The 20,574-nt window shown below is 30.4% G+C and carries 18 protein-coding genes; 4 read left to right on the forward strand and 14 right to left on the reverse strand.

Annotated features, from left to right (window positions below):
* Nucleotides 1–62 precede the first annotated feature (62 nt).
* The 3 genes from Q0945_RS05825 to Q0945_RS05835 are packed head-to-tail and all read left to right on the forward strand — an operon-like array spanning nucleotide 63 to nucleotide 5,920.
* Nucleotides 63–3,152 carry a hypothetical protein gene (locus Q0945_RS05825; protein WP_299431910.1) on the forward strand — a complete coding sequence of 1,030 codons (3,090 nt, stop codon included), beginning with the start codon at nucleotides 63–65 and terminating at the stop codon, nucleotides 3,150–3,152.
* Nucleotide 3,153: 1 nt separating this feature from the next.
* Nucleotides 3,154–4,401, forward strand: coding sequence for a hypothetical protein (locus tag Q0945_RS05830; protein ID WP_299431913.1), 1,248 nt, complete (start codon nucleotides 3,154–3,156; stop codon nucleotides 4,399–4,401).
* Nucleotides 4,382–5,920: a glycoside hydrolase family 2 TIM barrel-domain containing protein gene (locus Q0945_RS05835; RefSeq protein WP_299431916.1), complete on the forward strand. Its 1,539-nt coding sequence runs from the start codon at nucleotides 4,382–4,384 to the stop codon at nucleotides 5,918–5,920. The genes Q0945_RS05830 and Q0945_RS05835 overlap by 20 nt, the downstream gene beginning before the upstream one ends.
* Nucleotides 5,921–6,026: 106 nt before the next feature.
* Here Q0945_RS05835 and Q0945_RS05840 read toward each other — a convergent pair whose 3' ends face one another.
* From Q0945_RS05840 to Q0945_RS05850, 3 genes are read right to left on the reverse strand one after another with little or no spacing between them, the layout of a single operon-like run.
* The gene (locus Q0945_RS05840; RefSeq protein WP_299431919.1) at nucleotides 6,027–7,232 is read right to left on the reverse strand and encodes a glycosyltransferase; all 1,206 of its coding nucleotides are present in this window, start codon (nucleotides 7,230–7,232) and stop codon (nucleotides 6,027–6,029) included.
* A 15-nt stretch (nucleotides 7,233–7,247) separates the two neighbouring features.
* The gene (locus tag Q0945_RS05845) at nucleotides 7,248–8,513 is read right to left on the reverse strand and encodes an oligosaccharide flippase family protein (RefSeq protein ID WP_299431921.1); all 1,266 of its coding nucleotides are present in this window, start codon (nucleotides 8,511–8,513) and stop codon (nucleotides 7,248–7,250) included.
* Nucleotides 8,500–8,802: an STAS domain-containing protein gene (locus Q0945_RS05850; protein ID WP_299431924.1), complete on the reverse strand. Its 303-nt coding sequence runs from the start codon at nucleotides 8,800–8,802 to the stop codon at nucleotides 8,500–8,502. The genes Q0945_RS05845 and Q0945_RS05850 overlap by 14 nt, the downstream gene beginning before the upstream one ends.
* A 421-nt stretch (nucleotides 8,803–9,223) precedes the next feature.
* On the opposite strand from Q0945_RS05850, the gene Q0945_RS05855 reads away from it, so the two are divergent.
* Nucleotides 9,224–11,233, forward strand: coding sequence for a tetratricopeptide repeat protein (locus tag Q0945_RS05855; protein ID WP_299431927.1), 2,010 nt, complete (start codon nucleotides 9,224–9,226; stop codon nucleotides 11,231–11,233).
* A 106-nt stretch (nucleotides 11,234–11,339) separates the two neighbouring features.
* Here the strand turns inward: Q0945_RS05855 and Q0945_RS05860 are convergent, their stop codons facing one another.
* The 11 genes from Q0945_RS05860 to Q0945_RS05910 all read right to left on the reverse strand — a co-directional run bounded on the left by Q0945_RS05860 (nucleotide 11,340) and on the right by Q0945_RS05910 (nucleotide 20,571).
* Nucleotides 11,340–12,056, reverse strand: coding sequence for a LytTR family DNA-binding domain-containing protein (locus Q0945_RS05860; RefSeq protein WP_299431930.1), 717 nt, complete (start codon nucleotides 12,054–12,056; stop codon nucleotides 11,340–11,342).
* 1 nt (nucleotide 12,057) lies between these two features.
* A complete protein-coding gene (locus Q0945_RS05865) occupies nucleotides 12,058–12,381 on the reverse strand; it encodes an Hpt domain-containing protein (protein ID WP_298484382.1) in 324 nt (107 codons plus the stop codon).
* Between the two features lie 4 nt (nucleotides 12,382–12,385).
* Nucleotides 12,386–13,435, reverse strand: coding sequence for a HAMP domain-containing sensor histidine kinase (locus Q0945_RS05870; protein ID WP_299431933.1), 1,050 nt, complete (start codon nucleotides 13,433–13,435; stop codon nucleotides 12,386–12,388).
* On the reverse strand, nucleotides 13,435–14,568 hold the full coding sequence (locus tag Q0945_RS05875) for an FIST N-terminal domain-containing protein (RefSeq protein ID WP_299431936.1): 1,134 nt from the start codon (nucleotides 14,566–14,568) through the stop codon (nucleotides 13,435–13,437). Before Q0945_RS05875 ends, Q0945_RS05870 begins: the two co-directional genes overlap by 1 nt.
* A complete protein-coding gene (locus Q0945_RS05880) occupies nucleotides 14,546–16,159 on the reverse strand; it encodes a PAS domain S-box protein (RefSeq protein WP_299431939.1) in 1,614 nt (537 codons plus the stop codon). Before Q0945_RS05880 ends, Q0945_RS05875 begins: the two co-directional genes overlap by 23 nt.
* Nucleotides 16,152–16,694 carry a heme NO-binding domain-containing protein gene (locus tag Q0945_RS05885; protein ID WP_299431941.1) on the reverse strand — a complete coding sequence of 181 codons (543 nt, stop codon included), beginning with the start codon at nucleotides 16,692–16,694 and terminating at the stop codon, nucleotides 16,152–16,154. The genes Q0945_RS05880 and Q0945_RS05885 overlap by 8 nt, the downstream gene beginning before the upstream one ends.
* Nucleotides 16,695–16,779: 85 nt before the next feature.
* Nucleotides 16,780–17,184: a response regulator gene (locus Q0945_RS05890; protein ID WP_299431943.1), complete on the reverse strand. Its 405-nt coding sequence runs from the start codon at nucleotides 17,182–17,184 to the stop codon at nucleotides 16,780–16,782.
* Between the two features lie 191 nt (nucleotides 17,185–17,375).
* Entirely contained in the window at nucleotides 17,376–19,151 is a 1,776-nt protein-coding gene (locus Q0945_RS05895) for a DNA mismatch repair protein MutS (RefSeq protein ID WP_299431946.1), read from the reverse strand.
* A 31-nt stretch (nucleotides 19,152–19,182) separates the two neighbouring features.
* Nucleotides 19,183–19,542 carry an MmcQ/YjbR family DNA-binding protein gene (locus tag Q0945_RS05900; protein WP_299431949.1) on the reverse strand — a complete coding sequence of 120 codons (360 nt, stop codon included), beginning with the start codon at nucleotides 19,540–19,542 and terminating at the stop codon, nucleotides 19,183–19,185.
* Between the two features lie 10 nt (nucleotides 19,543–19,552).
* Nucleotides 19,553–19,951, reverse strand: coding sequence for a Dabb family protein (locus tag Q0945_RS05905; protein WP_299431952.1), 399 nt, complete (start codon nucleotides 19,949–19,951; stop codon nucleotides 19,553–19,555).
* A 5-nt stretch (nucleotides 19,952–19,956) separates the two neighbouring features.
* On the reverse strand, nucleotides 19,957–20,571 hold the full coding sequence (locus tag Q0945_RS05910; protein WP_299431955.1) for a DUF4230 domain-containing protein: 615 nt from the start codon (nucleotides 20,569–20,571) through the stop codon (nucleotides 19,957–19,959).
* Between the last annotated feature and the right edge of the window lie 3 nt (nucleotides 20,572–20,574).

The raw sequence follows: 20,574 nt of genomic DNA on the forward strand, positions 1-20,574 counted from the left end.
TTGTAATGCACATCTCATAAATTTATTTATATCTTTATACAGAATTGGATTTTTAATAGCTTTTGAAGAAAAAAACAAACACTCTCTTAATTTTAGCCCTTATAGTTGGGCTTGCCTTTCATGGTTCTGCTATTTTCTTCACTTTAGAGTATACCTATGATGCATTAATACATCTTTTCTTTGCAGACCATTATGCAGATAGTTGGTTTGACCCGTGGGAATATAGGTGGTATACTGGTTTTACGGTACAATCTTACCCCCCATTAGTACATCAACTCATTGGAATACTCTCTTATATTGGTGGCTTAAAATTTGGAATGTATACCGTAGCATTAATTGCTATTGTATTATTCATTACAGGAGCCTACAGGTACACCTTATTAATGACGGGTAGTAGAAGAATTGCTGGCTACGGTGCTGTTATGGCTGTTTTCTCCTCTACGTTTGTTGAAACCTTACATATTTTTGGACAATTACCTAGCGTATCCGCACTTTCTATTTTGTTGCATTCCATGACAGAAATATATTTATATATCAAAACTGGTAAAACACGTTATTTTATTACGTCTGCAACTATGCTCGCCGTGACAGTTACATCACATCATGTAACACCGCTTTTTGGTATGGTATTTTTTATTGCTCCATTAATGGGAATGACCGTAATGGATGCCGCCAGAGAAAAGGTTAATTCTTATAAAAAACTTTCCTTTAAAGTATTCTGGAGCACTACTTTACAACACTTTTGGCGTATAGCTAAGTTTGGTGGTACCGCCATATTTTTACTTGTATTCTGTATTTTCCCTTATTGGTACAACTCTAAAAGAAATCCAATTACCCAAGTTGCTATTCCGCATGGCTCAAGAGATAACTTCTTAGAAATAACTTCTTCAGGATTAGTTTTCTTCTTAATACCATGGGGTGTTTTTCTATTTATTTTACCCTATTTCTTCTATAGGTATTTTAGTAAAAGGTATCTTTTCTTTGGATTGTCTTTTACATTATTAACCATTTTAGGAACTGGAGGTACTACTCCTATTCCACGTTTAATGTTGGGCGAAATGGCCTTTAATATTCTTACACTAGATAGATTTACACTGTGGGCTACCATTATGGCGCTCCCCATATTTGCAGAGTTTGCATACCGCATGGTAGAAGGGGATTTAAAAACATTAGTCCAAGAAAAATTTGGAGGTGTTTACCATAGAGTTCTTGGCGGATTAATAGCTGGCGGAATGTTATTCATGGTACTTTTTACCATGACATTAGGGTACTTTAGACCGTCTCAACCCGCCAAAATTAAAATGCTACCCATTGTAAACTTTTTAGGGGCAGACTCCCATGATTCTTGGCGATATTTACCGCTAGGTTTTGGCGACCAAATGGCTTGGTTATCTGCACAAACTAAAGCCATGACTGTAGATGGAAATTATCATTCCGCTCGAAGGTTACCCGAACTAACAACTAGAGCTATTGAACGGATAGAAAATTCTAAATTTAGAGGTGTAGAAGGTATAGGTTCCTTACAGCAATTTTTAACCGTACCAGAAAAATATAATCTAAAATATATTTTCTCTAATGATAAATTCTATGACCCCATTCTATATTATTGCGGTTGGCAACGCCTGCAACAATTAGAAAATGGAATTATGGTTTGGGAGAAACTAAATGTGGCTCCCATACCGCAAATTATGCCCAAACAAGATGTACCAACCATAATGAAAATTATGTGGGGAATAATTCCTCTATCAACTGTACTAATAGCCATATTTGTTAATATCCAAATGATATGGGTGCGTTTATTAAAGTCTAGAAAATTAGAAGAACATTCTTTTATGAAACTAGAGCTCCCTTATAATAAATTCCCGTCTAGACTTTTAACATTTTCGCACTGGTGGGCCTTACTTGTACTAATATGTATTGGGTACGGCATGTATATATTTTATATAAAAAACGTTACGCAATTATCCCCAAACAATGTTGTAGAATCTTATTATGATGCTTTAGATTTTAAAGAGTTTTCTAGAGCACATTCCTACATAGACCCAGAAGAAAATATTGATATTGCCCAGTATATGTTAGAGGTTTCCGTTACCGATGGTATTTTAAGTTCTTACGCTAAACTAGATTCTTTGGGCATAGAAATTTATGATGAAACCAAAAATAGCGCAAAAGCAAAAGTAGCTACAAGATGGATTACCCCTTTAGAAAATGTATTTAACAACGACTTTCATGAACTAATAAAGAGGAAAAACAAATGGTATATAAAAACTTTAAAAGTAGATAATGATATACCTCCAGACCAACTTTTTACTGCAAACGGCACCACTTATTATAATCATGGTAGAAGAAAAATTACTACGCAAGAAACTTACCATGAAGATGTTTTAAAGCAACCTGTTTTAGAAATACTATCGGCCAAACTTGTAAAATACAAAGGTCAATATAGTATTATTGGCGAGTTACAAAACGTGGATAATACCCCAGCAGATATTGTTATTAAAGCAACACTCTACAATGACAATAACAAAGAGTTAGCTAATTATAATGCCAAACATCAAATTAAACATAAGTTAATGCCTAAGGAAACAACAACCTTTAAAATTAACTTTGAAGGTATAGCATGGTCTTCTACCAAAGATACCTTACCACCAACTTTTAATCCTGACGAGTTTACACCTGTTAGTTTTGAGGAGCAACCTACTAAATTTAATTTGCAATCTGCTGGTAACACAGCTAATACAGATTTATACAAACATTTAGCCCTACAAGACATGGAATACACGGAACAAGGTTTTAATGGGGTTTTATTTAATTCTGGTGTGCAAGAAGTTACTATTCCGCAATTAATAATTTCTTATTATGATGCAAATAGTAAACTACTTTGGGTAGATCATAAATTTGTCACAGAAGGGGTTCGTATACAACGAAAACAATTTTTTAATTACAAACCTCTAGATCTAGATAGTTTAGAAGTAATAACCAGTGGTCTAGAAAACTGCTTTGTTAATGGTTCTCCAAACAAAGCTATTGCAGACAAAATATTCCCTAATAGAGAGTTAACACATGGCAAAAAACAGACCTATCCTTTTAAAGGAAAAGGATATGAATATTTAAAATTTGAAATTAACAGTTACATAGGTAATCCTAAATAGTATGCCCTTTAAAGTTTTTATAATTTTAAGTCTTTTACTACTTGGGTGTTCTGATAAAAAAGAAGAACAACCAAAGGTTACTAACACCCAAAATATTGCGCTTACCACTACCCTAAACAATACTATTGCTGGCACTCCTATTGCACTATCATTTAAAACAGATAATAATGCTAATGCATACAAACTACAAATTAAAAATGCCTACGGGAATGTTTTACTGCATCCAGAGATAAAGGATTCTGAACAAATCAATTTTAATATTCCAACAAACTTTACAAGAATAGCTGGTCCTTTTCGTTGGAAACTATTATTACATGGTAAAACAGTACTAAATGGCAAACATACTATTACCACTAATGCTCCTAAAGCCACGTATGTAGAATCATACTTTGGCCCACGTAGTGTAACTGCTGGTTACAATGATTTTTCTATGTTAACTATATCTCCAACAGATGCTTATGACAATCCTTTAGACAATGGCACAGAAGTAACTGTTAAACATCAATTTTTAGAAAATATAGAGGAATTAAAAATTGCTACAAAAAATTTTGTTGCTTGGTACAATGTAGCTGCTACACTAAAATCTGGCAGAATATTGGTAACCTCAGAATGCAACGGAACTACCTCTAAAGAGCTTGCTACTATTGTTTATCCTTCTAATGCTGTAAATTTTTCTATTAGTAGTTCTAGCGCTCATAATTTTGCAGATGGTAATCAAATAATCACATTTACATCCGATATTATCAAAGATGAATTTGGAAACATAGTAACTAATGGTACACTTGTAACTTTTATTATTAAAAATGAAAAAGATGCGTATTTATATACTATTGGAACCACATTAAATGGTATTGCAGAAGCCAAAACCTTACACCCAGACAAAGCCTCTAAATGGGAAATACAAGCCTTTATAACAGGTGCTGCAGAAAGTAATGTTACAGAATTCAGCTTTAAAGCCGCTATTAAAGACTATCCTGTTCATTTTTCAAAAGGAAATAGAAATATAGATATTGGTCCGTTTGAGAGTTTTATGAAACAGCTTATTCCCGACGGACTACTATTACAATTAGATATTTATGATACGAATGGGAAATTCATTGAATCTAAAAAAACAACTACCAAAGACGGAGTTTGTAATATATTCTTAGGCGAGTATTTTCTTGCCGATGGGGAATATATATTAAAGTTAAAAGCTGCAGGTATTATTAAAGAGTTTACAAAGAATATACATGGCAATACAACTAAATAAAACATTATACAGAATTGTTCTTATAACTACCTTCCTAGCTATAAATGGCCTTATCATATCTGGAATAGGTGCTGCGTGGGCATTTATGAATACTGGAGCAGACAAAACTTCTATGTTACATTTAGAAGTACCTATGGATGATGTGTATAAACCAAGTTTAGTGTGGTCTAGCATAGAAAACCCAGGAAGACAAATGGAAGAACAAGCATTGGGAGAAATTACCAATGACTACATGAACGCTTGGCATGTACGTAATATAGCCTACAAAAAAAATGATCGTTATGGTATTGAAGATTTTTATACAGACAGTGCTAGAGTTCGTTTATATGATAATATAGATTTAAATTTAAAAAACAAAAACTGGTACAAACGCACAACTTTAAACCACAATGGTTCTTTAGATTTTTATACTGCAGATGGCACCATGGTAGTTTTTAAAGATTATAATGTAGAAGAATACCAGGAAACCTATGAAGGAGAAAAGCTCCTCTTTAAAGAAAAAGACACTACGAGCTACCAAGTAATGATGCTTTTAGAAGACGGCTTTTGGCGTATAAGGCATTTAAAAGAAATACCCACACCAAAAGACACTACTAAAATAGAGCCGCGAAAAATTCAAGGAAAGTTAAAAAAGATTGAGAATATAAAAGGAATAAATTACTACCCCAAAGACTCTTCTTGGGATACTTTTGGGAAGCGATTTAACGACAGTATTATTAAAAATGATTTTAAAATAATACAGCGTATGGGATTAAATACGCTAAGAATTTTTATACAATATGAAGATTTTGGAAAAAATAGAGTTAACCCAAAAAAACTAGCACTACTTAAAAAGGTTTTAGATTTAGCAGAAGAAACTAATTTAGAGGTTTTAATTACTCTTTTTGATTTTTATGGCGACTATGATGTGTCTAATTGGACCTTAACCCATAGGCATGCAGAACAAATTGTTAATGCCATAAAAGACCATCCTGCACTACTTGCATGGGATATAAAAAATGAACCCGATTTAGATTTTGAATCTCGCGGAAAAGAACGTGTTTTAAGTTGGTTGGAACAAATGATTGAGAATATAAAAAAATGGGACAAAAATCATCCTGTTACTATAGGGTGGTCTTCTCCTGAGGCCGGAATAGAGCTAGCCAATAATGTAGATTTTATTTCTTTTCATTACTATAGAGAACCTAGTAAGTTTACTGAAGCTTATAATACCTTAAGAAGTGTTATACCTACTAAACCAAAACTTTTACAAGAATATGGTATGTCTTCATATAAAGGGTTATGGAATTTTTATAGAGGAGCCGACGAACAGGGCCAACTTGAGTATTACAATGAAATGCAAAATATCCTTAAACAAGAAAAAGTTCCTTATATGTTCTGGACACTTTATGATTTTAAAAATGTACCTAGTTCTGTTGCAGGTAGCTTACCTTGGAAATCTAAAAAACAACACTTTTTTGGATGTTTAGACTCTTTAGGCAATAAAAAACCAGCTTTTAAAGCTTTATCTTTAAAGTAAATATTTTTGTTAAATATTAATTATTTAGTAAAAGTGTTTAAGTAAGAAAAGGAAGGTAATTTAAAATTACCTTCCTTTTTCAACTAACCTAAACGAACTCTATTTTTTACTTACTTTCTAAAACAGGAGAACCTGTTTTCTTAGCAATAATATTGTTAAAATGATTTATATACATTTCTGTAATTGCAGACATTGGTAAAGAACATGCTGCTTTATAATTTGCTTTACCTAAACTTCTTCTATACGCATCATTAGTTAATATACTTTCTATTGCGTTTGCTAAAGAATTTACGCTATCTGGCTCAAAAAACTCTCCTTTATATCCTTCTTCTTTTACTAAAATACTAAGGTCTCCTAAATCTGGTAAAGAAACTGCTTTTCCATAACTACCAGCTTGGTGTAATACACCTGAACTACCTGTTGTAGAGGTATACGGGAAAACAACTAACGCACTATCTCCAAAGATTTTAGGAACATCTTCCTCTGCTACATATCCTGTAAATCTTAGCTGGGAAACTTGCGCATATTTCTTAGCCATTTTATCTAAATATCCCGGAGTATTAGGGCTATCTGTTCCTGCAATTACTATTTCTATATTTTCAGATGTTCTTTTTCTAATTTCCTCAACAGCCTCTATTAATATTTCTACCTTTTTATAGGTTCCAAATTTTCCAAAAGCCATTACTTGTTTTGGTCCTTCAGGTAAATTATAATCTGGTTCCGGAGGAGTTTCAAAAGCTCCATGAGGAATTAATGCAATATTTGTAGCATCATACTTTTTCTTTAATGTAGTAACATATTTACTAATAGTTACAGCTACAATATCTGATGCTAAAACAAAACGTGTTAGCGTTGTTCCTATAAAATTATATATTCTTTGTAATAGTTTATTATTCGTAAATCCAGCATTTGCTAAATCTACCTTTTCTAAAATATTATGTAGTAAAGATATTGTTGGTATACCACGCATTTTACATATAAAAGGTAATAGTAAACCTAATGCCGCAGGTACTTTTTTATCTCCAAACTTTAAAAACTGCAAGTTAAATAATACCGCATCTGGTTTGGTTTCAGAAATTGCTTTATTAATTCTAAAAATATTAGAATAACTATTAAAATCCCAGGCTTCTTTTACTGTTATTTTGCAACCTTTTTCTTCAAAACTTAAATCTTTAAGTTCTTTCGTTTTATCTGTTATTAAGATAATTTCTGTTACCTGATCTTGTAATCTAAAATGTTTTACTAAATGGTAGCCATACTCTGTTAGAGTAACCTTACTAGGTGGGTAGGCTGTTACTATTGCTAATTTCATATTTATAGGTTTAGGTTATAACTTGGGTCTATTATCCTTTTTTTTAGATATTTTCTTTTTATTGATAAAATATATAAGTTGTACTACTAAAAGTATAGTCATTGCAATTATTTGCATATGTACTACCATTTCTAAATTTTCATGAAAAAACGCAACTAATAGTACTTGCGACATTCCTAACAAACCAGAAAGTATTACTGGTATGTAATGATCTAATGACAAAAAGTAATATGCAAAGATGTTAGAGATTGCAAAGAGTGATGTTGCTAAAGCATATTGCCATAACAAACCTGCTACAGATATGTAAGCATCTCCAAACATAAGCGTAATAATTAAGTCTGGAAAAAGATAACATACTACAACTATACAAGCCGATAGTAAACTTATATAGGAAACATATTTAAATAAAATTGGTGCAGTTGGTTCTCCGTCTTTTTGTTTTTGTACTACCGTTGGTAATAACAACATTACAAACATCCAAGCTACAAAATAAACAACCCTACCAATTAAAGCCAAAGAAGCGTACAAACCAGCATCTAAAGCATTAAAGTAATGTTTTACTAAAAGGACATCACTATTATTAATTATTATTTGAGTTAGTTCATAACACGCTGTTAACCAAATAAATTGAGAAACTTTTTTTGTGTTTTCTGGTAACATTTCGCCAACTTTCTTAAAGGATAACCCTTTAACATCTGAAGGAAATAAACCAAACAAAAACGATATTAATATTCCTAAAGCCACTAATATTCCTGGCTGCAAAGGCACTAAATAAATTAAAGCAATAGTAATTAATAACCTACTCCACATTTCTGTTTGGTAAGTAATAGATAGTTTATTAAACTTTAATTGCCCTTGAAAAGTACCTCTATTTACACTCATAAAAAAGTAACAAGGTATACCTATAGCAAAGACTACAAACATCCAGTGACTCTCTGTATTAAAAATGATTTGCAACTTTTTTGCAAAAACTAAAATTAGCAAACCAATAACAAGACCTACGTAACTAGCTTGTTTATATATTTTGTTTCTAAAATTTTGCCACTCTTCATCTGCAAAAATAACTGCAAATTTTGCAGTTGCTAACTGAAAAGTCATTCCCATAAAAGACAACACAAGTAATAAGGTTACTAAAAGAGCTGCTTCTGCAAATGCTGCTGGGCCTAAAATTCTTCCTAAAAAAAGATTGTACAGGTAGTTACCTCCATTTACTAGAAGTACACTACCCATAAACCATTGTTCGGGGGATATTTTTTTTAATACAAGTTTAAACGCGATCATTGCTTAAAATATAATGCGTTTTAGTATTTTTCATAATAGAAGCTATTTTCTTGTTTTGCCTACCTATTATAGATATAATCTTATTTTTTTCTACAGCGCCTTTATATAACTTTTCTAACATATAAGCACCACTTTTATCTATACCTCCCACCTTTTCTATATTGAGAATAATACTTTCTGATATTGGAATGATAGATTCAAAATAATTTTTTAAAGATGTCATATTCTGAGAAGATATATTTCCCAAAATTTCAAACATTCCGCTATTCTCTTTAATTTCTATTGCCATAGGTATTTTTATTTTGTAGGTTAAGATTTATTGCCTGTACTATTAATTACAGTATAATAGATAACGTAATTTGTTTAAAAAATTGTAAGTTTTTTCTTATTTAATTTTATTAAATAACTTAATTATCTGATAAACAATAAATTAAATACAAAAAAAACGAAGAAAGTAATTGTAACATGAAGAAGACATATACTATACGATATATTTGAAACAAATACAAAAAAAACACTTAACATATTGTTTTTTAATAATTTACATTGAAAAATTAATTTTTGCACAAATAATTTATTACATAATTATCGCATATTTTAAAAAAACATTCGTTATCACAATGTAATAAATTACTTACTTTATAAAAATGCAAAAATATAGTATCCTCCTATTTCTATTTATATCCCTTATAATAAGGTCTCAAGAAGATATGAGTAAAGGCTTTAAACTTCTTGAAAACGGAAATTTTGAAAATGCAGAGTCTTTTTTTAAAGATATTCTAGAAAATAATCCTACAAATAAAACAGCAAGATTATGTTATGGTAGAGCAGTTGGTTTAAGTGGAGAACCTAAAAAAGCAAATGCTTTATTTTCAGATTTACTTAAAGAATACCCTGGAGATTTTGAAGTAGAAATTAATTACAATGAATCTTATTTATGGTCTAAAGATTATGAATCTGCCAAACCATTATACAAAAAATTAGTTGCCGACTTTCCTGATAAGTTTGGTGCCGTTTTAGGATATGCAAATACTTTAAGTAATCTTAAGGAATATAAATTAGCTCTAGAATGGGTAGATAAAGCTATAGCGCTAGACCCTAAAAACCAAAGTGCATTAGTGTCTAAAAAGTATATGCGTTTAGGGTATGCTAATGAATTTGTTAATAACCAACAATATGCAAAAGGAGAAACATACTTAAAAAGTATTTTTAAAGACTTTCCTGAAGATAAAGATGCTTTAAAAAATTTAGCAAATCTTTACCTAATTACTAAGAGTGTAGAAAAAGCAAAAAAAACCTATAAGAGATATGCAACTAATAGTAAGGATTCTATAGTTGCACTAAATGGTATTGCCCTTGCAGAACACATTGGAGAACATGATAAAGAGGCATTAAATATTGCCTCTAAAGCAAAAAAAGCTGTATTACCATTAAAAGATACAGAGTTAACAGAACGTACTTATAATAGATATATACAGGCTTTAATATGGAACCAGAAATATAAAAAAGCTAGATTAAAAATAGATAGTCTTAATAGGGCAACCCCAAATAGAAATTGGATAATGGCTCTTGACGCTACTTTAGGCATGTACACCGCAAATTTTAAAAAGAGTATTACTAATTATGATAGAATACTTAAAAATGATAGTGCTTCTTTTGATGGAAATTTAGGAAAAGCAAATGCCTTATTTGCTTCTGATAAAATAATATCTGCATATAGAGCGGCTAAGCAAACCTTAGTTTATTATAAAAAACAAAAAGATGCTTCTAATTTTATTGAAAAATTAGATTTAAAATACACTCCCAGTGTAGAGGAGCATGCAAGCTATACTTTTGATAACGGTAATAACACTGCTTTTTCTAGTAAAACTTCCGCAAACTTACTGTTATCCACAAAATTTGCTTCATTCTTCTCCTATCAATTTAGAACAACAGAGAATAGTATAAATTTAAACAAAGCTACTTCTCATGTAATGACGGCTGGCTTGGAGTATAAACTTATTCCAAAAACTAATCTTAAAGCCATAATTGGTATAAATAAATCTATCTCTACAGATACAGATTTTTCACAACCTGTTTTAGATATTAGGTTACAAACACAACCATTTATTTTACAAAACTTAGACTTTATTTACACTAGAGAAGTACAAAGTTTTAATGCCGACCTTATTGAAAGGGAAATTGTTATGAACCATTATGGCTTAACCTATAATTTAGGAACCACTTTTAATTTAGGATGGTACACACAACTTATGTACACAGAACAAACAGATAGTAATGCGAGAAATTTATTATTTAGTTCTTTGTATTATAATCTATTTAAAAAACCTGCTGTAAAAGTTGGTATTAACTATCAGTACTTAAGTTTTGCCAACCAAGTACCAACTATATACTTTAGTCCGTCTATTTACCAAGCTGTGGAATTATTCGCAGATATTAGAGGAAAGTTCTCAGAGAAAACAACAGCCATGATTAGTGCTGCTTCTGGATACCAAAAGGTAGAAAAAGACCCAATGACTGTTATTTTTAGAGCAGAAACGGGCATACAACATAAATTTTCTAAAAGACTTAACGGTTCTGTATATGGTAAGTATAGTAATATAGCTTCTGCAACCGCAGCAGGGTTTCAATTTACAGAGGTAGGCTTAAAAATAAAGTGGCTTTTTACTAAACAACCATTATTCTATAATAAGCTGCAAAAGCAAATAGCTTTAAAGTAAATAATCTCAGAGAAAAACAATGAGGTATTCTTTAAAAAACAGCTTTTAAAATATAAGGAGGCCTAGAGAAATTTAAATATTGGTAATATAGAATTACTAATATTTATTACTTTAATAGGTTTAAATGTTGCATAAGTTTAGGCTTATTAGACCTGCTAATAGGAATAACATTTTTGTCTATTAGCACACTATTATCTTCTATATCTATAATTTTTGTGAAGTTTATTATATAGGAACGGTGTATTTGTAAAAAAACATCTGTAGGTAATTTTTCTTTTATTTTCTTTAATGTATTGTGTACTTTATATTCGTTTTTTTCTGTTTTTATATTAATATAATCTCCTAAGGCTTGTATTACAAGTATCTCATTGAACTTTAATTTAATTAAGCGATGGTCTATATTTATAAATAGCTCTCCTAAACCTAGAGTATTATTAGTACTGGAAGCATTTTCTATAATAGCTTGGTTTTGTATTGCCGTTTTTACTTTATTAAGACATTTAATAAAACGGTCTTTAGTAAGGGGTTTTACCAAATAATCTACAATGGCTTCGTACTCATAAGCCTGTAGTGCTAAATCCTTATCCGATGTTATTAAAACTATTTTGGGAGGGTTTTTTAAAGTCTCTACAAAATCAAAACCCGTAAACCCTGGCATATGTATATCTAAAAAAACAACATCTACTTCTTGTTTATTTAAGAACTTTATTGCGTCTATTGCATTAGAAAAGTCCTCCTCTACGGATATTTCGGGGGAATCCTCACAAAATTTAGCGACCACTGCTCTAGCGGTTGCCTCATCATCTACAATAATGCATTTCATATTAAATATTTAAAATATAATTTTCTATGGTAATTAGTATCCTTAAAAAATCATCCTTAAGCTTACTGTTTCCATATTTTAGTTGTTCTTCAAAACCAACTGCTAAACGATACCCTTTTTGCAAGCCTAAGATATTAAATTTATGTTTTAGTTTATGAACTATTTCTGCTGTAGCATTATAATCTTCTTTTGCTAAACAATCTATATAGGTTTGTTTTTCTACTGGGAATTCACTTTTTATTATTCCTAAAAATTTTTGCTCAAAGGACTGGTCTCCTCCAGCTAATTCTTTTACATAATTTAAATTTGGTTGCTCTTCACTCATAATCTTATTTTTTTATTGTAAAATAAAAAGTAGTTCCATTTCCTAATTGGGACTCTAGCCATACTTCTCCTTCATAGATATTAATTATTTTTTTAACTAAAGCTAACCCTATACCAGTTGCATTTGCATTATTTTCCAATTTTTTAAACATATTAAATATGCTTTCTTGGTATTTTTCTGGTATTCCTTTTCCGTTATCTTTAATACTAAACTTCCAATAATCTTTTTTTTCTATGGACCCTACTATTATTTTTCCTTCTTTAATCTCTTCTGTTGCTGTAACCGCATTTGTAATTAAATTTTTAAATAACTGTTCTACCTTATATTTATCTTTATAAATAACAGGTAAATCTCCCTCTACTATAAGTTCTATATTTTGTGGTATATATATTGTACTTTTTATTTCTTCTAATAAATGAGTTATAGAAACATTAGTTTTCTCTTCTTCATGCGCCTCTAAAGTAGCATGCCTTAATATACCATCTATTAAATTATCTACTTTGGTTAGGTTTTGTATAACTAAAGAGCAATTGTATTCACTTTCCTCCGAAAAATTTTCTTTCTCCTCTTCAGATATCCAACTCATTAAAGTATGCATATTTCTTATTGGCGACTTTAAATCATGAGAAACCATATGCGCATAATTATTTAAAGACTCATTTTGTTCTTCTAAATCTTTTAACAACTCTTTTCTTTCTGCTGTTAAGGCAATAATTCTTTCTGTCTGCTCTTCTATACTTGCCGCTATTTTTAATGGATCTATATGTTCTTCTTCATAATCTACAGCATCTATAGAATCATCATCCATTACTTTTACTACTTTACTCAAAGAAATAAATATATTTTTTTGAGATTCTATTTTTTTTCTTAGTTCTGCATTTACTATAGAAAGTTCTTTAGAACTAATAGTAGTAGATCTTTGTATCATTTCTAACTTTTCATCATTATTATAATACGATTTACTTATGGCCAATAAAAACTCGTCCATTTCTGGTGTACCTTCTAAATTATCGGGTAAAAATTTTCTTATTTGTCTTTTTAGTAAAGAGTGCATTATTCGCTTATAAGGGTTAGTGTCATGGTTTGGTTATGCAATTTACATTTTTCTTGCCCCGCAAAAGGTGCCATTTCACCATAAGAATAAAAACCAGCTACTTTTGCTTGTTCTCCAATAACATCTATTACCTCTTCTACTTCTTCTTCAGTTCTTTGGTCCATTACAAGTTTTCTGCCTACACAACTAACTAAAAGTCCCAATTCTGGCTGCGTTTTTCTATCTCTCATAGCAAAATTTGCTGCCTTAAAAGCGCCTTCTGCAATATCATCTACGGTTGCCATCATTAATTGCACTGTAGACCCTACTGGTACGTCTCCTGCCAGTATCATACTATTATCCTTTTCACTTATGTTTAAAATAGTGCGTACTATTGTTACTTTCTCTCCTGGTGCTTTTACACTTAGCGGGTAAAGTAATGCTGCTTCTGGCAATTCTTTTACTTTATCACCTAAATATTTTTTATATAGATCTAGAGCTGGTTGCCCATCTAATTCATACAATATATTATCTACAGATTTTGTAATTATTCTTTCTGGACCAAAACCTGTCCAGCCTCCATAATTTGCACAACTAACCTCTAGCGTTTCTCCATAAAGTCCTATTACAACAACCTCCCCTTGTTCGGGGTTTTTATTATATGCTGCTAAAGTTTTTTCAAACCTAGAATCATCGCCACAAAGTCCGCCAGAAATATTTATATTTTTTCCTAAATATTTTTCTAATCCTAAAATTAAAGTGCTACCGTTTACAGTGCTACCTTCCGATACTACAAAAACGTGTTTAAGACCCTCTTGGGGTAATGTTTTTAATAGTTCCACTCCTAATTTTTCAGTATTGTCTTTATAATTTTTACTATTAGCACTTGTTATTCTAAACGTACTTTTTTCAAATTCTATAGCAGTTAAACAAATACTATTATCTATTACTTTTTCTCCTAAAATCTCGCCAGAAGTAGAGCCAAATACAATCTCGCCATCTGGAAAAAGTGATTTAATTTCTTCATAAATATGACTATTTTCTAATAAAAATCTATTTCCAAAAACTAATACTAAAGGCTTGGTTAATTCATCATTATTACCTAAAAAACGCCACCCTTTATTATCTTCCTTAATTGCTTGTTGTATTTTCATCTTGTTTTTTTAGGGTGAAGAAAAAAGTGGTTCCTTTACCTATTTCACTTTGCAACCAAACTTTTCCTTCGTATAAATCTATTATCTTTTTAACGATAGAAAGTCCTATTCCTGTAGACCTTTCTTTATTTCCTATAGATTGAAATATTTTAAATATTTTTTCGTGATATTCTTTAGGAATACCAACGCCATTATCTTTTACACTAAATTCCCAATGTGTGCCCCGGTCCTCACAACCAACTTCTACTAAACCTTTTTCGCGTTCTATATGTACTACTGCATTACTTAAAAAGTTTTGTATTAATTGATGAATTTTGGTGCGATCTGCATAAATTATTGGTAATTTATTTGCTGTTTTTACAGTTACATGATCTGGAATAAAAATTATATCTTTTATCTCTTGTACCACCTCATTTACGTCAACAATAGAGTTATCTAAATTATCACTCTTTATGGTAGAGTATTTTAAAATACCATCTATAAGTTTATCCATAGACTCTACCTTATCCTGCATCATTTTTAGATTATATACACCATTATCATCTAATTTATCTTTATAATCTTCATACATCCAAGTAGTAAGTGCACTAATACTTCTTAAAGGGGATTTTAAATCATGAGAAACTATGTGCGCATATTCTTGCAATCCTTTATTACTAGATTCTAAATCTTTTACTAATTGTTTTTTTTCTTCTTCTAGCTCAATTTCATGGGTTATGTCTTCTATTAAAGCTACTTCATACCTTAGCTCTCCTTTATTATTCCTTACTGCACTAACTGTTGTTTTTGCAGAAAAAGAAGAACCATCTTTTCTTAAGTATTTTTTTACTAGAGAAAAGTCGTCTATTTCTCCTTTAAATAGTTTTTCTCTGTATTCTTTAGATGCATTTAAACTTTCTAAAGAAGTAATTTCCATTGGGTTCATAGAATGCAACTCCTCTTCTGTATATCCCAACATTTTTTGCATAGTACTATTAACTTTTATCAAAGCATCTTTAGAAGTTAACCAAATACCTAGCGGAGAATGCTCTACAATAATATCTAAACGTTGCCTTTGTGTATTTAAAAGATTTTTCATTTCTAACTCGGCAGTAATATCTCGGAATACGCCTTGTGCCCCACTTATATTTCCTTTTTTATCTTTTATTAGACTACCATTTACCTCTATAAATTTAAGTCCATTATTTTTTGTTATTATTCCTGGTCTAAATTTTTTAATTAATCCGGTTGTATATAAAGATTTAAAAGATGCTTTAGAATACTCTTTATAATCAGGATGAATAAGTTCTGTAAGTTTTACATTTTCTTCTTTAGAAAATCCTAAAAATTCTTCTGCTGCAGAATTCATTTTTATTATTTTCCCTTTTAAATCCATTATTAGATAGGGGTCAATAATGTTTACAAAAACATTATCTATCTGCGCTGTCTTTTGATCTAAAAGATTTTCTAGTACTTTATTAGTTTGTTTTAAATGTAAACTAGCATCATACAATTCTTTAGACTTTTCCTCTAAAATTCTTTCAGCTTGTTGTCTAGCCTTCTTTTGACGCTCTAGCGCCTTTTTAAGTAAAATAACTTCCTTACTATCCATTTTGTACAATATCAAATTTAACTTCGGTACCGTCCTCTTTTATAAGTGTGTACTTTACTATTGCTGTAGCATTAAAATACTCAAAAGTTTTTTCTATTAAACCATGCGCTAATCTATATAAACCTCTTGATGAGCAATATATTAAAGACATAGAATTCTGGGTAGTTTCTACTATTTTAAATGTTGGTAGTTGTGCCTCTGGATAAAGTTTTTTTACATGCACATGAATATGGTCTTCTATAGCATAAATAAGACCTAAAGGAGATTTATAATTTTCTACAACCTCTGGATGTGCTGTTACTAAACTATTAAATAAGAAAAGGCCAAAGGCATAGATTAAATCATCTACGGGGGCTTTAACCTCTGCGCTAAGATTTGTGATTAAACTTAGCATCTCATTAAAATCATACGTACCTATAGATGTATAGATACCTTCTGAAGGTAAATTTGAATTTTCAATAATGGAATCAACGACTTCTAAGCCAAATTCTAACTCCACCATTTCTAAAAATTCAGTAAAAACAATTCCTTTCATTCTAAAAAATATATAAAATTTCTTGAATAAATGTAGGAATTATACTTCTTTTTGTAAAAATAATGTTGTGAAACTTAATATTTTGTTAGGCTTTAACTAGCTCATTATTTTGCCAATACGTAAAAACACTTTCTAATTTCTTTTCGTAATCCTCATATTTTAAAGGCTTTATAACATAACCTGCAATACCAATACGGTAACATTCTAGCAAATCTGCTCTATTTTCAGATGTTGTAAGAACAATTGTAGGAAGATATTTTAAAACAGAATCTGCCTTTAGTATTTCTAAGAATTCTATGCCGCTCATTTTAGGCATATTTAAGTCTAAAAGAATAATATCTGGCAAGACCTCATCAGACCTTAAAAACTCAAGTCCCTCTTCTCCATTTTTAGCTTCCGTAATTTTGTGCTTTAATTGTAACTTAGAAACTGTTCTATTAAGTTTCATTGTTTCAATAGCATCGTCTTCAATAAATAATACATTTAACATATTAATAAGATTTATACTACAAATTTCTTTTTTTTATTTAATATAGTAACGAACTAACGGTAAAATGCAATTTACTATAGATGAATGGAAAATAAATAAAGATAAGAACAGATTAAACTATGCTTTTAAACGATGAGAGCCTATTAAATAATAGGTTTGTAGAGCATCATACTTGTTAATAAAATTAACAATTAATCTATAATTTGCATCTTTTTAAGTAGAAATGATGCATTCATATTCTTACAAATACCTTCTTTAAATTTATAATCAAAATGTAATTCATTATCTATAATCTCTGCATCAAAATAATAGTTTTTTACTTGTGAGAGTTCTTTTGACACTTCACATAAACTTAAATCATGCGTTGCTATTATACCTGTAGACTGCGAACGAATTAATTTTTGTATAAACTTTCTAGAGCCAATTGCTTTATCTGTACTATTGGTTCCTTTTAAAATTTCATCTAAAACAATAAAATAACGATCCAGCTGTATTTGATCCACAATAAACTTTAGTCTTTTTAATTCTGAAAAGAAGTAAGATTCATCATCGGTAAGCGAGTCTGTAGTTCGCATACTCGTAATTAGTTTAATAGGAGAATAATATACTTCTTTGGCATAAACAGGTAATCCTAAATTTGCCATTACTATTTGCAAGGATACTGTTCTTAAGAACGTACTTTTCCCTGCCATATTAGCTCCTGTAATAATAAAAAACTGTTCTTTTTGTATGTCTATGTCATTTAAAATAGTACTCTCAGGATTTAGCAGTGGGTGCCCAGCCTCTTTTGCATTAAGAATTGTATTACTATTTTGTTTTATAATAGGATACGTATATTTTGGATGATTAAAAGCAAAATTCCCCAGACTGTTATAAGCATCAAAAAAAGCTATTACTTGAAACCATTTTTCTACAGCTTTTCCATGCAAAGCTATCCATTTTTCTATTTTACAGCAGGTTGCTAATCCTCTTAGAAAAAGTCCATTCCCAAATATTAAATACACAACATTATTATTCTGGTCTAGTGCTCCTAAATGACGTGAAAACTCATGCAAAACTTTAGAAGTTTTTATACTTTCTGATATAATTTGTTGCTTCTTTTCTTGTAGTAATGAAGATTTAAAATCTGTGTTTTCTATGATGGTAAGTAACTGGTTGTATTGTTCAAAGGTATTCTGAACTTTTGATGCATTAGTACCTAACCTAGTTATTTTCCTGGTATACATACCTGTAATTGCTAAACCAACAAATAACAAAATTATTAAAGAGGATTCTGGTAGCTTATCAAAAAAATAAAAACAAAGCACTCCAATAGATAAAATAGAAAAAACCAAAGGAATGTATTGCATTATTTTGGGCATGAATGGTGTGTAATTGCCCAGCCATTTTTGAATCACATGTACAGAAGTCTCCGTTTTAGTCATAGAAGCTATCGCAGAGTATTCTTGCCGCCACTTAGGCATTTGGCTAAGTTCTTCTATAGCGTCTTGTTTTTCCTCTATAATATTTACAGTATTTTCTTTAAACAAGTCTGCCAAAGTTTCACTACCATGTACTAAAGCTGTTCTATTACAATATTGATAAAAAGAACCTCGACCAAATAAATCTATATCTTGGCTATACGCATGTAATGGGTTTTTATATTCTTTACCATCTGGCAAGTTCAAAAAATTTCTTTTTTGAACTTGCACCTCTGTTTCATTAATAGCTATAAGAGCTTTTATTTTATCTCTTTTCTTTTGTAACCCACCGTGCCGCGTAACTAAATAAAGAAATACTACTACTGTTATTAAAATAATAGCAACAATAATTTTTGTGTTTCCATAAAAAAAATAAATTCCCGCTATTGCAATACAAAAAATTAACAGACGCAACATACTAGATGCGTATAATTGCTTTTTTGTACGTGCTAATTTATCTTGATGCTTACTTATTTCTTGGATATAAAAGGAAATTAATTCCTGCATAAAAAGGGTGTATAATTAAATATTAGAAGTATTAAGAAAGAGCATCTAACTGTGCCTTAAGCTTCTTTGTAAACTTAGAGACTACTAGTTCATAGGAATGATCTATGAGCTCTTTTATTAAATCTTTAGGTAGTTGGTCTAAAAATAAGGTATTCCAATGTACCTTACTCATATGATACCCTGCTATTATATCCCCGTCATGAGTTTCTCTTAATTCTATTGCTCTTTCTGGGTTACATTTAAGGTTAACTTGCGGTGGTTTTCTTTCTAAAGAACATAAAGCAAACATTTTACCCATTACTTTAAAGACAAGGGTATGCTCATCAAAAGGGAATTCTTCTGTAATTCCTTTTTTTGCAATACAATAATCTCTTAATTCTTCAACATTCATTCGTTTACATTTACTCTGCGCTTACAGAATCATAGACAATTACTTTAGTCCATAGTTTACTAGACTCTTCAATAAATTTTAAATGCACATCTTCATCCTGATAATTTTGTTGCGCTTCTGCAGAAGCAAAGGAGACTATTAAAGAGAATGTAAAAGAACCATCTACCACATCTCTACTTGCTTTTGGAGGATAGCCTATAAAACTAGTTTTTGCATACTTAGACGCATTTAAAAATTTTCTTAACGATGTAATAAAGGCTTTACGGTCTTCTTCTTTATCAGGGTTTTCTAACCAAAAATAAACGGTATGTGCAAAATTAGAATCAAACTCTTTCACGTTTTCTTTTGTCTGTCCGTAACTGTTTACGTTACTAATTAATACTATTGCAATTATAAGTAACTTTTTCATTTTATTTATTTTTCTACTAATTTTCTTTGTGATTCTGTTAATTCAAGTGCAGAATAATCTAATTTCCAACCTATTGTTTGTACAATACTCTCTATAACTAAAACTGCTTCTAACGCCTCTCTTCTAGCGGTATCCATTAATCCGCTTTCTGGTATTTTTTCCTCAATATGTTTTCTTGCTTCTTTATTTAATGATGTTAAATCATCTGGTGTAAAGGAGTTAAAAAGTCCGTTTTTAATATCATAAAATTCTAATTCTGGAACAATAGATAAAATTTCTGGTTGTGGAAACTGCTCTAAAATAATTTTTTTATTCTTAGTATCGGCATGCATAAATATTTTCTTTAAATCGTATCCTATTTGCGCCTTAGCATTAATTACTATTAATGCTTTCTTTTTACTACTTACAAGACTTAAAAAACGTTCTTTAGTATTTTCATATCTATATATTTCAGCAAAGTCTCCTTCTACAGATATTAACTTACACACACTTTTAATCTTTTCTAATAATACGGTAGATTGGTGTGTTGTTAGTTCTTTACTTTCTTTTCTTTTAAAAATAGAATATCCCCAAAATGTACCTACAACACCAAGAAGTAATCCTAAAAAACTTTCCAACATAGT

This window comes from uncultured Maribacter sp. (assembly GCF_947500405.1).
Classification (GTDB): Bacteria; Bacteroidota; Bacteroidia; order Flavobacteriales; family Flavobacteriaceae; genus Maribacter_B.

Coding starts and splice junctions, on each gene's coding strand:
- Q0945_RS05840 (WP_299431919.1), bottom strand. CDS start 7,232: ATGAAATTAGCAATAGTAACAGCCTACCCACCTAGTAAGGTTACTCTA.
- Q0945_RS05895 (WP_299431946.1), bottom strand. CDS start 19,151: ATGCAGGAATTAATTTCCTTTTATATCCAAGAAATAAGTAAGCATCAA.
- Q0945_RS05900 (WP_299431949.1), bottom strand. CDS start 19,542: ATGAATGTTGAAGAATTAAGAGATTATTGTATTGCAAAAAAAGGAATT.
- Q0945_RS05860 (WP_299431930.1), bottom strand. CDS start 12,056: ATGAAATGCATTATTGTAGATGATGAGGCAACCGCTAGAGCAGTGGTC.
- Q0945_RS05870 (WP_299431933.1), bottom strand. CDS start 13,435: ATGCACTCTTTACTAAAAAGACAAATAAGAAAATTTTTACCCGATAAT.
- Q0945_RS05875 (WP_299431936.1), bottom strand. CDS start 14,568: ATGAAAATACAACAAGCAATTAAGGAAGATAATAAAGGGTGGCGTTTT.
- Q0945_RS05865 (WP_298484382.1), bottom strand. CDS start 12,381: ATGAGTGAAGAGCAACCAAATTTAAATTATGTAAAAGAATTAGCTGGA.
- Q0945_RS05890 (WP_299431943.1), bottom strand. CDS start 17,184: ATGTTAAATGTATTATTTATTGAAGACGATGCTATTGAAACAATGAAA.
- Q0945_RS05845 (WP_299431921.1), bottom strand. CDS start 8,513: ATGATCGCGTTTAAACTTGTATTAAAAAAAATATCCCCCGAACAATGG.
- Q0945_RS05880 (WP_299431939.1), bottom strand. CDS start 16,159: ATGGATAGTAAGGAAGTTATTTTACTTAAAAAGGCGCTAGAGCGTCAA.
- Q0945_RS05850 (WP_299431924.1), bottom strand. CDS start 8,802: ATGGCAATAGAAATTAAAGAGAATAGCGGAATGTTTGAAATTTTGGGA.
- Q0945_RS05910 (WP_299431955.1), bottom strand. CDS start 20,571: ATGTTGGAAAGTTTTTTAGGATTACTTCTTGGTGTTGTAGGTACATTT.
- Q0945_RS05830 (WP_299431913.1), top strand. CDS start 3,154: ATGCCCTTTAAAGTTTTTATAATTTTAAGTCTTTTACTACTTGGGTGT.
- Q0945_RS05885 (WP_299431941.1), bottom strand. CDS start 16,694: ATGAAAGGAATTGTTTTTACTGAATTTTTAGAAATGGTGGAGTTAGAA.
- Q0945_RS05835 (WP_299431916.1), top strand. CDS start 4,382: ATGGCAATACAACTAAATAAAACATTATACAGAATTGTTCTTATAACT.
- Q0945_RS05855 (WP_299431927.1), top strand. CDS start 9,224: ATGAGTAAAGGCTTTAAACTTCTTGAAAACGGAAATTTTGAAAATGCA.
- Q0945_RS05905 (WP_299431952.1), bottom strand. CDS start 19,951: ATGAAAAAGTTACTTATAATTGCAATAGTATTAATTAGTAACGTAAAC.